Origin of the sequence: Enterobacter cloacae complex sp. 382A5 (assembly GCF_050031095.1) — a bacterium.
Lineage (GTDB): Bacteria > Pseudomonadota > Gammaproteobacteria > Enterobacterales > Enterobacteriaceae > Enterobacter > Enterobacter cloacae.
In genome coordinates this window covers 1,182,870-1,196,755 of the sequence record NZ_JBLGVK010000001.1, presented here as the reverse complement: position 1 = coordinate 1,196,755, position 13,886 = coordinate 1,182,870, and the positions used below count along the sequence as shown (strand labels likewise).

At 53.1% G+C, this 13,886-nt stretch carries 12 protein-coding genes and 1 pseudogene; 7 read left to right on the top strand and 6 right to left on the bottom strand.

Annotated elements, in window-relative coordinates:
• Positions 1-72: 72 nt before the first annotated feature.
• The 4 genes from betI (at position 73) to ACQG2G_RS05620 (ending at position 4,713) form a co-directional block, all read left to right on the top strand.
• Complete coding sequence (gene betI / locus ACQG2G_RS05635) at positions 73-660, top strand: transcriptional regulator BetI (RefSeq protein WP_013097647.1); 588 nt, start codon at positions 73-75, stop codon at positions 658-660.
• Between the two features lie 13 nt (positions 661-673).
• Positions 674-2,146, top strand: a complete 1,473-nt coding sequence (betB, locus tag ACQG2G_RS05630; protein ID WP_150056971.1) for a betaine-aldehyde dehydrogenase — start codon at positions 674-676, stop codon at positions 2,144-2,146.
• 13 nt (positions 2,147-2,159) lie between these two features.
• Positions 2,160-3,824 (top strand): choline dehydrogenase, encoded by a 1,665-nt coding sequence (gene betA, locus ACQG2G_RS05625; protein ID WP_248079016.1) that lies wholly within the window; start codon positions 2,160-2,162, stop codon positions 3,822-3,824.
• Between the two features lie 457 nt (positions 3,825-4,281).
• Positions 4,282-4,713: a DUF2569 family protein gene (locus ACQG2G_RS05620; RefSeq protein ID WP_071830097.1), complete on the top strand. Its 432-nt coding sequence runs from the start codon at positions 4,282-4,284 to the stop codon at positions 4,711-4,713.
• 51 nt (positions 4,714-4,764) lie between these two features.
• Here the strand turns inward: ACQG2G_RS05620 and ACQG2G_RS05615 are convergent, their stop codons facing one another.
• The 6 genes and pseudogenes from ACQG2G_RS05615 to budA form a co-directional block, all read right to left on the bottom strand.
• Complete coding sequence (locus ACQG2G_RS05615; protein WP_080453114.1) at positions 4,765-5,925, bottom strand: colicin-like pore-forming protein; 1,161 nt, start codon at positions 5,923-5,925, stop codon at positions 4,765-4,767.
• A gap of 387 nt (positions 5,926-6,312) precedes the next feature.
• Positions 6,313-6,882 (bottom strand): annotated as a pseudogene (locus ACQG2G_RS05610) (GNAT family N-acetyltransferase).
• A 116-nt stretch (positions 6,883-6,998) separates the two neighbouring features.
• Positions 6,999-7,472, bottom strand: coding sequence for a cold-shock protein (locus ACQG2G_RS05605; protein WP_023620402.1), 474 nt, complete (start codon positions 7,470-7,472; stop codon positions 6,999-7,001).
• 138 nt (positions 7,473-7,610) lie between these two features.
• Positions 7,611-8,381, bottom strand: a complete 771-nt coding sequence (locus ACQG2G_RS05600; RefSeq protein WP_013097651.1) for a (S)-acetoin forming diacetyl reductase — start codon at positions 8,379-8,381, stop codon at positions 7,611-7,613.
• A 20-nt stretch (positions 8,382-8,401) separates the two neighbouring features.
• The gene (gene alsS / locus ACQG2G_RS05595) at positions 8,402-10,123 is read right to left on the bottom strand and encodes an acetolactate synthase AlsS (RefSeq protein WP_176601416.1); all 1,722 of its coding nucleotides are present in this window, start codon (positions 10,121-10,123) and stop codon (positions 8,402-8,404) included.
• The gene (gene budA, locus ACQG2G_RS05590; protein WP_061773093.1) at positions 10,095-10,874 is read right to left on the bottom strand and encodes an acetolactate decarboxylase; all 780 of its coding nucleotides are present in this window, start codon (positions 10,872-10,874) and stop codon (positions 10,095-10,097) included. Before budA ends, alsS begins: the two co-directional genes overlap by 29 nt.
• A 105-nt stretch (positions 10,875-10,979) precedes the next feature.
• On the opposite strand from budA, the gene ACQG2G_RS05585 reads away from it, so the two are divergent.
• From ACQG2G_RS05585 to ACQG2G_RS05575, 3 genes are all read left to right on the top strand, one after another.
• Entirely contained in the window at positions 10,980-11,861 is an 882-nt protein-coding gene (locus tag ACQG2G_RS05585; protein ID WP_061772616.1) for a LysR family transcriptional regulator, read from the top strand.
• 228 nt (positions 11,862-12,089) lie between these two features.
• Positions 12,090-12,545 carry a hypothetical protein gene (locus ACQG2G_RS05580; RefSeq protein WP_057072271.1) on the top strand — a complete coding sequence of 152 codons (456 nt, stop codon included), beginning with the start codon at positions 12,090-12,092 and terminating at the stop codon, positions 12,543-12,545.
• 359 nt (positions 12,546-12,904) lie between these two features.
• A complete protein-coding gene (locus tag ACQG2G_RS05575) occupies positions 12,905-13,870 on the top strand; it encodes an AAA family ATPase (protein ID WP_061772617.1) in 966 nt (321 codons plus the stop codon).
• Positions 13,871-13,886 lie beyond the last annotated feature (16 nt).

The following is a 13,886-nucleotide window of genomic DNA, read 5'->3' as shown; positions in this document are numbered from 1 at the left end:
ACATTTTATATTGAACGTCCAATCAAAAACCGCTTTAATGGTTAACCAACGCTGATGAATGGAGTGGCAAAAATGCCCAAAGTGGGGATGCAGCCGATCCGGCGCAGGCAACTGATCAACGCCACGCTGGAAGCAATAAATGAAGTGGGAATGCATGACGCAACCATCGCGCAGATCGCCCGTCGGGCGGGTGTCTCAACCGGGATCATCAGTCACTACTTCAAAGATAAAAATGGCCTGCTGGAAGCGACCATGCGCGACATCACCGGCCAGCTGCGCGACGCGGTTCTGAGCCGCCTGCATGCCCTGCCGGATGGCAGCGCAGAGCAACGATTGCAGGCGATTGTCGGCGGCAACTTTGATGAAACCCAGATCAGCAGCGCGGCAATGAAAGCCTGGCTGGCCTTCTGGGCGAGCAGCATGCATCAGCCGATGCTCTACCGGTTGCAGCAGGTGAGCAGCCGCCGTTTGCTTTCAAACCTGGTGTACGAATTCCGCCGCGAACTGCCGCGTGAACAGGCGCAGGAGGCGGGTTACGGGCTTGCAGCGCTGATCGACGGGCTGTGGCTGCGCGCCGCGCTAAGCGGCAAACCGCTGGATAAAAACGTAGCCCAGTCGCTCACCAGCCACTTTATCAGCCAGCATTTACCGACCGAATAACCGAGGAGAATTTATGTCCCGAATGGCAGAACAGCAGCTTTATATCAATGGTGGTTATACATCCGCCACCAGCGGTCGCACCTTCGAGACCATTAACCCGGCTAACGGCGACGTTCTGGCGACCGTACAGGCCGCCGGGCGCGAAGATGTCAATCGCGCCGTCGAGAGTGCCCGGCAAGGGCAAAAAATCTGGGCGGCAATGACCGCCATGGAGCGCTCGCGCATTCTGCGTCGCGCCGTCGATATCCTGCGCGAGCGGAACGACGAACTGGCGAAGCTGGAAACCCTCGACACCGGTAAAGCGTATTCGGAAACCTCAACCGTGGATATCGTCACCGGTGCGGACGTGCTGGAGTACTACGCGGGGCTGATCCCGGCGCTGGAAGGCAGCCAGATCCCACTGCGCGATACCTCTTTCGTCTACACCCGTCGCGAGCCGCTGGGCGTGGTGGCGGGTATTGGCGCGTGGAACTACCCGATCCAGATCGCCCTGTGGAAATCCGCCCCGGCGCTGGCGGCGGGCAACGCGATGATCTTCAAGCCGAGCGAAGTCACCCCCCTCACCGCCCTGAAGCTTGCGGAAATCTACACCGAAGCGGGCCTGCCGGACGGCGTGTTTAACGTTCTGCCGGGCGTAGGCGCGGAGACCGGCCAGTACCTGACCGAACACCCGGGCATCGCGAAAGTCTCCTTCACCGGCGGCGTCGCCAGCGGCAAAAAGGTGATGGCGAACTCGGCGGCCTCGTCCCTGAAAGAGGTGACGATGGAGCTGGGCGGCAAATCCCCGCTGATTGTGTTTGACGATGCGGATCTCGATCTCGCTGCCGACATCGCGATGATGGCCAACTTCTTCAGCTCCGGCCAGGTCTGCACCAACGGCACCCGCGTGTTCGTACCCGCGAAGTTCAAGGCCGCGTTTGAGCAGAAAATTGTTGAGCGCGTGGGCCGCATCCGCGCGGGCGATCTGTTCGATGAAAACACCAACTTTGGCCCGCTGGTCAGCTTCCCGCACCGCGACAATGTGCTGCGCTATATCGCCAAAGGCAAAGAGGAAGGTGCGCGCGTGCTGTGCGGCGGCGACGTGCTGAAGGGCGAAGGCTTTGACAACGGCGCGTGGGTCGCTCCGACCGTGTTCACCGACTGCACCGACGAGATGACCATTGTGCGCGAAGAGATCTTCGGGCCGGTGATGTCCATCCTCACCTATGAATCTGAAGAAGAAGCTCTCCGCCGCGCCAACGATACCGACTACGGGCTGGCGGCAGGCATCGTGACGGCCGATCTGAACCGGGCCCATCGCGCGATTCATCAGCTTGAGGCGGGTATTTGCTGGATCAATACCTGGGGTGAATCCCCGGCAGAGATGCCGGTTGGCGGCTACAAACACTCAGGTATCGGCCGCGAAAACGGCGTGATGACGCTCCAGAGTTACACCCAGGTGAAGTCCATCCAGGTTGAGATGGGTAAATTCCAGTCCATATTTTAACCGGGAGGTTTTTTTGCAATTTGACTACATCATTATTGGTGCCGGCTCTGCCGGCAACGTTCTGGCAACACGACTGACTGAAGATCCGAACACCACCGTTCTGCTGCTTGAAGCGGGCGGCCCGGATTACCGCTTTGACTTCCGCACCCAGATGCCTGCCGCACTGGCATTCCCGCTGCAGGGCAAGCGCTACAACTGGGCGTACGAAACCGAGCCAGAGCCCTATATGAATAACCGCCGCATGGAGTGCGGACGCGGTAAAGGGCTGGGCGGGTCGTCGCTCATCAACGGCATGTGCTACGTGCGCGGCAACGCGATGGATCTGGACAACTGGGCGAAAGAGCCAGGTCTGGAGCACTGGAGCTACCTCAACTGCCTGCCCTACTACCGTAAGGCTGAAACCCGCGACGTGGGTCCGAACGACTACCACGGCGGCGACGGCCCGGTGAGCGTCACCACCTCCAAACCGGGCGTGAACCCGCTGTTTGAGGCAATGGTGGAAGCGGGCGTACAGGCGGGCTACCCGCGCACGGACGATCTCAACGGCTATCAGCAGGAAGGCTTCGGCCCGATGGACAGAACGGTTACGCCACAGGGCCGACGCGCCAGCACCGCGCGCGGCTATCTGGACCAGGCGAAGCAGCGCCCGAACCTGACCATCCGCACCCATGCCATGACCGATCGCATTCTCTTTGACGGCAAGCGCGCCGTGGGCGTCGAGTGGCTGGAAGGCGAAAGCACCATCCCGTCCAAAGCATCGGCAAACAAAGAGGTGCTGCTGTGCGCCGGGGCGATTGCCTCTCCGCAGATCCTGCAGCGCTCCGGCGTGGGCAACGCGGAACTGCTGAAGCAGTTTGATATTCCGCTGGTGCATGGCCTGCCCGGCGTGGGCGAAAACCTGCAGGATCACCTGGAGATGTATCTCCAGTACGAATGCAAAGAGCCGGTCTCCCTCTACCCTGCCCTGCAGTGGTGGAACCAGCCGAAGATTGGCGCCGAGTGGCTGTTTGGCGGCACCGGCGTGGGGGCGAGCAACCACTTCGAGGCGGGTGGGTTTATCCGCAGCCGCGAGGAGTTCGAGTGGCCGAACATTCAGTATCACTTCCTGCCGGTGGCGATTAACTACAACGGCTCCAACGCGGTGAAAGAGCACGGCTTCCAGTGTCACGTTGGGTCGATGCGCTCACCAAGCCGCGGGCATGTGCGTATTAAATCACGCGATCCGCACCAGCATCCGGCGATCCTGTTCAACTATATGTCCCACGAGCAGGACTGGCAGGAATTCCGCGATGCGATCCGCATCACCCGCGAAATCATGCATCAGCCCGCGCTGGACAAATACCGTGGCCGCGAAATCAGCCCGGGGGTTGAGTGCCAGACCGACGAACAGCTGGACGAGTTTGTGCGCAACCACGCCGAAACCGCCTTCCACCCGTGTGGAAGCTGCAAAATGGGCTATGACGAGATGGCGGTAGTCGATGGCGAAGGCCGCGTTCACGGGCTCGAAGGGTTACGCGTGGTGGATGCGTCGATCATGCCGCAGATCATCACCGGCAACCTGAACGCCACCACAATTATGATCGGTGAGAAAATTGCTGATGCCATTCGCGGGCGTGAGCCGCTGGCGAAGAGTACGGCGGCGTATTACGTGGCGAACGGAGCGCCGGTTCGCCGATGATAGATCGAGCCCCTCTCAAGAGGGGTTACTTTAAAAAAGTTTCTCATTAAGGTCATAACGAACCAGGTTATTATACAAACCATATGTTTATGGGTGCAAACTCCTTGAAAAATTTAACGTTTCATGACGGAACATTAAAATCACTCCCACGATATAAATTCTCTAAAGAATGCGAAGTAAATTTCCTTTTGGATCTTTTCTTAAATATTTACATTCGCCGAATACCCGACCAAACACCATTCCACAGTCATTACAATTTGGTATGGATTTAAACTCACAAATGCAAAACATTCACAAATTTGAAAAGAGACCACAACGCCATTAGTTAGATAATTTAACGTGACCAGTTATCCAAAAAATATTTCTGATTTACATCCTTATGTGCGGTGGTTTACTATCCCAACTGAAGGCTGAAATGATAATTTAAGAGTGTCTATAACTTTAGTTTGGGTAACTCATGACTGAAAATAAAAAAATAAATGGTTTTTTGTACTTCCCTGCTGCGGGGCTTGTTATATCTTGCGTGTCGGGGTCATTAAACGCCCTGGGGATTATAGCATTATTTATTTCTAAATTTAATCATAACGAACCAGTTTCAAGCTGGCTCGCGATAATAATATTAACAGGTTCTTTTGTATATTTATTAACACTGTACGCTGCCACTTTTTCATTTTTCAAAAAACTAAAAAAAACCAAATACATAATGATATTATATTACCTTGTAAATATAGCAACAAATGCTCCTTTAATATTTTATTCATGGTTAATGCTTGACATACAACTTGAACTAAAAGAGATTGGTATATTAGTATCATTAAGTTTCGATGTTATAGTGTTAATACCCTATTTCCTTTTATCAAAACGGATTGATACTGTTTTTGATCGATAATGTAACCGTCCGTCATTCTAAAAATGACGGACATATAATTATTTATAGATTTTACTTACTATTTAAATGCCTACTAATATCGTTAGCGGGAAGCTTTGAAGGAATTTTTGTCCCCGTCCTCGGAACTAAATAAGTATTAATTTTTTCTATTAAACTTGTATCTATGTAAGATGCTAAAATAGTAAATGCAATAACGGCAGCAATAGTTAATGCCGATGCTAACAAGGATGAGGGTGCCAGATATGCTGTGATTATAGCACCAACTATTCCTATAGTAGCGCTGCTAAATACGCTGCCAATAGCCATTGTTTCAATCTCCAGCATAAGAGGAGACCAGTTTCCGGTTTCAAAACCTATAATCGTTTTATCAATTATAGTCTGACCTTTCATTACAATATCCGCAACTTTAAAGGACGTCCCAAGGTTTTTAAAATTACTGGCGAAGGTGTTTAGATTAAATGACTTTAATGCTTTGACCACGCTAGCCTTGTCGGCATTACTGAGTTTCATTCGTGGGTTGGGGTCATTTATAATCTTATTAATGGTTTTCATAGCATCAGCTGATTTTCTGATTTTCTTTCCCTGAAAACGCTTAATTTCATCTGCAAGTTCTTTCGATATTGTAGCAAAATGCACATTAAGTTTATGACTAATCTTTTCCCCTGAGCCGACAATAATTTCACTTGTTTTTTCTAATACCTTCTTTTCATCTGCAGATTTTCTTTGCGCCTTACCTTGATTGTATGCCGAAGTTAAAGAAGGAATCTCTATGAATTTTTCATCCACTATGATACCGACCTTACCATGTTTCAGTGAAAAATCGGAAGGGATCCTCCCCTGTTGAATCTGATATGTAACATTATTCCAACCATTAGCATTTCCATTTGAACTTGTAGATACACCTGTAAATCCAGAAACTGTATTTGAGGTTTCTGAGCCTGTTTCTGATGAAACCGTATGCATCTGTCCAGCAATATCAGCAGCATACCCTCCATACCCATCACTTCTTATATTTGATACTTGACTAGAAGTGATCTGTGTCCCTCCATAGCTATTAAATTGCGAGACAATATCATTTGCATTTGGCGCTCTTGTATTTACTGGATTACCTTTTCCATCGAGTTGAATACCTCCCCCTCCAATACTACCTGAATCATCACCGCCACTATGAACACCATTAGACCAACCACCACCAAATCCAGTCCAAGCCATTTATCACTCCTTCTCATCATTCAGAATATTGACTAAAAATCGAGTCTCGTGACAGTACTAGCTAATATGATGATAAATCTTGATCGAGATTATTAAATAACCATTTAATAGTTTGTCTAAAACAATAACAATATAGAATAATATTTACACGGTAAATTTATCACAATCATTTTCATCATGAATGTGATATATTGCCTCAAAATATCATTCAGAGTTGTTATAACGCACAAACAATCTCAAGGATAATGAACATACTCCATGGAAACCTAGAGAAGTGCAGAAAAATCCTGAGACATACCTTCTTGTCAGCGTTTCAAAGGAGAAAGGATTCTCTGACAGAAACGAAAATGAAAACAAGTCCTCAAAAACTAGAATGCGTGCATGTAGCTAGCGAAACGACTCTAACCGCTTAATCTGCCGCCCTTCCCCGTCAAAATTCTCCACCGCCAGCCAGGCGCGCAGCTCCGCATCCCTTTGCGGCCATTCGCCGTCAATAATTGAAAGCATATCGTTGTCGCGGTTGCGCCCTTTACGCACCAGTTTCTGACGCAGGCACCCTTCCCAGACAAACCCCAGCCGCTCCGCCGCACTACGTGAGGTGGTGTTCATCGAATCGCACTTCCACTCCAGCCGACGGTACTTGTGATCAAGGGCATTTTTCAACACCAGCCACACCGCTTCGGTGCCGATGCGGGTGACTTTCATCCTGTGCGACCAGGTGACGCGGCCGATCTCCACCGAGTCCTGAAACCGCTCAATCGCCATGTAGCTCACCAGCCCTACAGCTTTTTCAGTGCGTAAATCGATTACCGCAAACGGAACCAGATCGTCATCCATTATCTTGCCGAGCACCCAGTGCACGGTGGCTTCCACGCTTTCAGGCTGGGTGCGGGTTAAGACCCGGTAGCATTTCTAGTCCGGGACGATATCGTTAACGGTTTGACCATGTTGATTGATTTCGGGCACGGCGATGACTCCCTGAAAGGTAAGGAGTTTGTTATAGCAGGTTAAAAAGCGGGCGAGAAGGGAGGATTTACAGGCCGGGTTAGACGGAAACGCCACCCGGCAACAGATTACTTCAGCAGCTTAACCGTAGCGTCGATATCGATTTCATCTTCGGTAAAGATCAGCGTGGTGTTCTGGAAGGTGGTGATTGCCAGCTTCTTCACCGTGCGCATTTCGCCCGGCTTTTTGTCGGATTTCGGTTTGATGTTGTTCATCAGCAGCCCGACAGACAGCACCGCGTTCTCTTTGTCGATGCCCGTATCCGCAGGCTCTTCTTCGCTAAACACCACGAAGGATTTGATGGAGGTGAGCTTCACGCGCTCGCCCGCAATATAGAGGTGCTTACTTTCCGGGATCACCTTCACCGCATAGGCGGAAAGGCCTTTGTTATTGGTGGTTGGCTCAAAAGTCACCGCCGCATCTTTCTTGATCAGATCAGGGTTGGCGACCTTAATCACATGAAAATAGCGGTTGTCACCGTTTTCATCTTTGATAAATCCAAAGCCTTTATCTTTAAACCACGTTGTGATTGTACCGTTCATCGCTGTTACCGCCTGTCAAATCGTCATGACTAAAGTTTTGCAGCGCGCAGTGTAATGCACAATGGCGGAGGAGACAAAAAAAAGCCCCTGCACGGGGGCAGGGGAAAACTCATGTCAGAGCTTATTAGTATTACGTTTTTAGTTGAACACCATCCCACCATCGATTAACAGAGACTGGCCGGTCATGTAGTCGGAATCTGGCCCGGCGAGATACGAAACGCAGGCGGCGACGTCTTCCGGTTCGGACAGGCGGCCAAGCGTAATGCGTTTGGCAAAGGTTTCGGTGCCATAGCCAAGCGGTTTACCTGCCGCCTCGGACACCTGGCGGTCAATCTCCGCCCACATTGGCGTTTTCACGATGCCCGGGCAGTAGGCGTTAACGGTGATCCCCAGCGGCGCGAGATCCCGTGCTGCGGTCTGGGTTAAGCCACGAACCGCGAATTTACTGGAGCTGTATACCGCCAGTTCGGGGTTACCGGTATGGCCCGCCTGGGAGCAGGCATTGATGATCTTGCCGCCGTGTCCCTCTTTGCGAAACGCGTCAATCGCGGCCTGCATGCCCCAGATCACCCCTTTGACGTTGATGTTGTAGACCTTGTCGACAATCTCCGGCGTGATGGATTCGATGGGCGTAGACGGCGCAATCCCGGCATTATTCACAATCACGTTGAAACCGCCCAGCGCGGTGCGGGCTTTCTCAACCGCCGCAAACACCTGGTCGCGGTCAGAGACATCCACCTTCACGGCGATGGCATTACCGCCGTTACGGATGATTTCATCGGCAACGGCTCGCGCCGTCTCATCGTTATAGTCGGCGATAGCGACAGCAAAGCCATCTTTCACCAGGCGCAGCGCAATCGCTTTACCAATCCCCTGGCCTGAGCCGGTTACGAGAGCAACTTTTTGCATTTCTCTGTCCTTATAGTGAGTCACAAAATCTGGCTGAGATGGAGCTGGCCCATCAGCAGCGGGTTATCGCTGTAGTCAACGGGAATGGCCACCACGGCCGGGCCATTCACATCCATCGCCGCACGCAGCGTCGGTTCAAGGGCATCGGCGCTCTCCACGGCAAAGCCCCTGGCGCCAAAGGCATCGGCATAGGCTTTGAAATCGACCGGGCCGAACTCCACGCCGGAAAGACGCTGGTATTTTTTCTCTTCCTGAATGGCGACCATGTTGTAGCCGTTATCCACCCAGATGATGTGCAGCACGTTGGCGTTAAGACGCACGGCGGTTTCCAGCTCCATGCTTGACTGCAGGAAGCCGCCGTCGCCGGATACCGAGACCACTTTGCGTCCGGGGTTGACCAGCCACGCGCCAATAGCCCACGGCAGCGCAACGCCCATGGTCTGCTGACCGTTGGAGATCATCACCTGACGCGCCCGGAAGCTGTAGAGGTAGCGGGCGATCCAGATGTGGAAGCTGCCCATGTCGACGGTCAGGGTCACGTCGTTATTCACGATGTCCTGCATGGCCCGCACGATACGCAGCGGATGCAGGGCAAACTGGTTAAGCGAGGCACCGCGGCGATCGAGCAGATCGCGCTGATGCTGGCGATCGACCAGGATCTCTGACGCACGCTGGCTCAGCTCCAGCTTGTGATCGATCCGGTTAGCAAGCAGGTTCAGCGTTTCAGCGATATCCCCCACCAGCTCCAGATCCGGTACATAATTGCGTTCTTCATAGGCCGGCAGCACGTCAATGTGCACCAGCGTGGCGTCGCCGCTGTTCCACATGGAAGGCTCATACTCCACCGGGCTGTAGCCGATGCAGATAATCAGATCCGCCAGATGCAGCAGCCTGTCGCCCGCCTGGTTATTGAACAGACCGACGCGTCCGGCAAAGCGGGTGAAGTGCTCCTGGTTCACCGCCCCGGCGGCCTGATAGGTGCTGGTGACCGGAATGCGGCTTTTCTCCAGCAGCTTACGCAGCGCCGCGCTGTTGGCAGGCTGGCTCGCCATCAGCCCCAGCAGGATCACCGGGTTTTTGGCTTTGTCGATGAGCTTCGCCACATCGTTAATGGCCGATTCGGGAGCCGGGCCCATCAGCGCGGGGCCGCTGGCCGGTAAAATCGCGCCCGTGGCGGGCTGGTCAACAATATCCTGCGGCAGGCTGACGAACGCGCCCCCCGGCCTGCCGTGCTCGGCGGCACGAAACGCGTTCGATACCACCTCAGCAATCGCATCCGGAGAGCTGACTTCCACTGCGTATTTGGTGACCGGGCTGAACATGGCAACCGTGTCCATGCTCTGGTGCACCAGTTTGGCTTTATCCGCCCGCTTCACCGCTCCACCCAGCGCCACCACCGGGTCGCCTTCGCTGTTGGCGGTGGCAATGCCGGTGATCAGGTTGGAACAGCCCGGCCCGGAGGTAACCAGCGCCACTCCTGCCTTGCCGGTCAGACGCCCTACCGCCGCCGCCATGAACGCCGCATTCGCCTCGTGGCGTACCGGGATGATTTCGATGGACGAATCCAGCAGGGAGTCAAAGACTTTGTCGATTTTCGCCCCCGGGATCCCGAACACCTGCTTCACGCCCTGCGCTTCCAGTTGGCCGACAACCATATCGGCGCCGTGCGCCCACTGACGTGACTGTTTCTCACTGTTCACGGTAGTTCTCCTGTTAGTTTTCGACGGAACGGATCGCTGCATCAAGATTGCTGGGGTGAAGGTTGGCCTGTAAAAACGCGCTGTCGGCGGGCAGGTCAATCATTAGCTTGTGTATTTCGCCAAAGGTGAGCACGCCGCTCTCCAGCTGGTAATCCAGCAGATGTCCCCCGCCCTGACGGTCGTCGGTAATGAAATGTTCGTGATAGCCGGCCACGTTGATGCCCTGCATATGCTGCGGCGTGCGGAACCCAACCAGCACCCCTTCGCGCTGGTTAAAGCGGAACACCGGCTGGTCGTCCAGCACGTCGGTCATCGCGCGGTATGGCGGCGTCTGACGCGGTACGGTACGGGTGTGGGCGTGGCGGAAGTTGCCGTCGATGCGCAGCGCGCAGAACAGGTTGTCGGAGGGGATTTGCTGGTCGATCGCGTCGTGGATCCGCTGACGGCTGACCGGGCCATTGAAGGTTATCCGATACTGCGGCTGGAACCAGGTCATCACCGCGAACGGCGTTTTCTGCTCTGGCTTCGCGGCCCGGGCGCTGCCGTCGGCGCGCAGCTGGTACACTTTGCTGCTGAAGGCAATCATTTCGCCGTCCAGCTCGTTGAAGGTGCCCAGACCAAAATCACCGTGTGCCAGCAGATCGGCGATGGTGGTTTCCCCCTCGTATACGCCGCTTAGCAGGGCGCTCATTAGCGATGTCTGATAGATCACGCTGTCAGGATGCTTAGCGGAGAACCCGCGCAGGGTCTCGCATAAGCTCGCCTCACAGTCGCAGGCAGATGAGTGCATCATCATGCTCGTCCTCTTCAACTTTATTTATAAAGGTTAAATAAATGTTGACCCGATTCAGCAGAGAGTTCCAATATAGAATCCATGCTGGTTTGAGACGTTTTAGATATGGAACTTCGTTATCTGCGGTATTTTGTCGCGGTTGCACGCGAGCGACACTTCACCAGGGCGGCCAAAGCGCTGGGTATTTCGCAGCCTCCTCTGAGTCAGCAGATCAAACGGCTCGAAGAGGAAGTGGGCACGCCGTTGTTCAGGCGTCTGACGAGAGGTGTGGAGCTAACCGAAGCGGGAGAAGCCTTCTACGAGGATGCCTGTAAGATCCTGGCGCTGAGCGACGCCGCGCTGGAGAAAGCCCGCGGCATCGCGCGCGGTCTGAACGGCAACCTGTCGATTGGCATCACCAGTTCAGATGCTTTTCATCCCAAAATTTTCGCGCTCATTCGTCAGTTTCAGGTACAGAACATGGCGGTGCAGGTACACCAGGTGGAGGCCAATATGTCTTCTCTGACGGCGATGCTGGCGGAGGGGGAACTGGATATCGCCTTCGTGCGGCTGCCGTGCGAGAGCAGCAAGGCATTCGAGTTAAAAATCCTCGACCGGGAGCCGATGGTGGTGGCACTGCATCGCGACCATCCGCTCGCAACAAGCGGCGATCTGGCGCTGGAGCAGCTCCGGGATTCGCCAGTGGTGTTGTTCCCGCAGGAGGTCGCGCCCGGCCTGTTCGACCGGGTTTACAGCTGTTGCGAACGGGCCGGAATAGACGTACAGCACGCGCTGCAGTCGTCTCAGCTCTCGTCCTCCCTGAGCATGGTCTCTGCAGGCGGCGGATTCGCGCTGGTGCCTAAGTCAATGGCGGCCATCTCTCCGCCGAATGTCACCTACCACGCGCTGAGTTCACCGGAGCTTTATACCGATATCGCGCTCTGCTGGCGGCGCTTTGAACGCTCGCGGACGGTGAAGCGGTTCTTGACGATGATAAGCGAGGAGTAGCGGCCGGTTTGGTTGGTGGTTTTTGTAGGTCGGATAAGGCGTAGCCGCCATCCGGCAATGCCCTTCTGGAAGCCGCCTCGCAAACCTGCAAGCAACCTTATGTAATTCATGGGCATCCCTTTCCTTCCTTTTTTTGCCGCCGTAAAGTGCCTGCGTTGCGGCACATCCGCAACCGGGGCCAGGAACCCACAAGCATGACGCGACATTTTTACCTGAAGAGGATGCTCAATGACGACTCTCCCTGGATTTTCTTACGCGCTCGCTGAAGAAAGCGCGGTGTATCACCTTACTCATCTGCCCCTTCCCGATTCTGCGGATCTGTTCGAACTGGCAGACACCTGCGCCGCCTGTGTCAGCGTGCTGGTTGAAACCGACGATGCCTTTACCCATGCCACCCTTTGCGAGCGTCTGCTGACGGTACTGAAACGCCTGCGTGAACGTTGCGATGCAGAACTCCCCTCGCATCTGGTTGAGCAACTGATTGCGGGGGAAAAGATCGTTTCCTGTGTGCCGGACTGCTGGCAGGAGACGACGTTGCAGGTGGATTATGCGCTGGCACTTACGCGTGCGGTAAGGGGTGGTACGCTGCCTGCGGACGTGGCAAAAGACCTGACCGGGCTGTTGCACGATATGGTCTGGCTGCTGGCGGAGTTTGTGAAAGAGCCTTATATCCCGGCGCACTGACATCTGTGATGGAGGACCGGGATTTGCTGCTGCGTATGGGCGAAAATTTCGGCCAGATACACTTCTATTTTTTATGGTAATTGCTTGCAGCACACCATCTGTTACTCTGGCTCAGCTCAAGGGTAAGAAGAAAGATTTGCGCTTACAGACTTTTAGCATTGGGTTAATATTTCTCATAGTACTGAGCGCGTTACACTTCATAAGGTAAGCATCACTGGAATCGGAAAATCCCAGTGAATCAATCTCATTTGACACACTGTGGAAGCAACAATCACCTGATCGAAGGATCTGATCAGATATATGTTTGCCGGGTCTGATCGGCTTGATAAACTACACTCTGTAGTTATGTGAGGTAAGAGATGGCCAGAGCCGACTTAGTGCTGAATTTAGTAGAAACGGGGATAAAAGGTGATCTACCTCGTTTCAAAATTACCGCAGAAGCGATAGCTGCTGAGGCTACAGCACGCCACCAGTATCAACTGGCAGACAAACTAAAAAATATTCTTACCAGTTCAGGTGAGACGCGTCGTTATACCTACGATAATGACCTCCAGAATGCGTTTTATGAAATTCAGCCACGTAAAATCCTAGATGATCTTATTGTTCCAGAATCAGTTGTCTCGCAGATTTTGGAGGTTATTGAAGAACATGCGCGCCGCGATATACTGCGGTCCTATAATCTTGAACCCCGACACAGACTTCTTCTATCTGGTCCTCCGGGTAACGGTAAAACTTCCCTTGCCGAGGCACTTGCAAATCATCTTTCTCTACCATTCTTCACGGTAAAATACGAAGGGATTATCAATCGTTACCTCGGCGAAACAGCACAGCAGATTGATAAATTATTTGAGTTTGTGAAAACACAACGTTGCGTTCTCTTTTTTGATGAATTTGACGCCATAGGAAAAGAGCGCGAAGATGCTAACGATAACGGTGAAATGAAGCGTGTAGTGAATTCACTACTCAAGCAGATTGATCTTTTGCCTAGTCATGTTGTTGTCGTGGGAGCTACAAACCATGAATCAATGCTCGATAAAGCCATCTGGCGCAGATTCCAGTTACAGATTATTGTACCAGCGCCAACACACAGTATGGCAACGAAATGGTTTGAAGAATTTGAAAAACGTGTTGGTCACACTCTGGGACTAGCACCTTCAACACTAGCTAAAAAGCTCTCAGGACTAAGTTTTGCCGAACTTGAGGAATTTGCTCTAGACGTACAACGTAAATATGTGCTTGGCCTCCCCGCAAGTAAAAATAAGCTGAAGGAAATATCCGTTCATTGTCTCAAACATTGGACGGAGAGATACCGGCAGGAAAATTAATTCACATAAAAGGAAC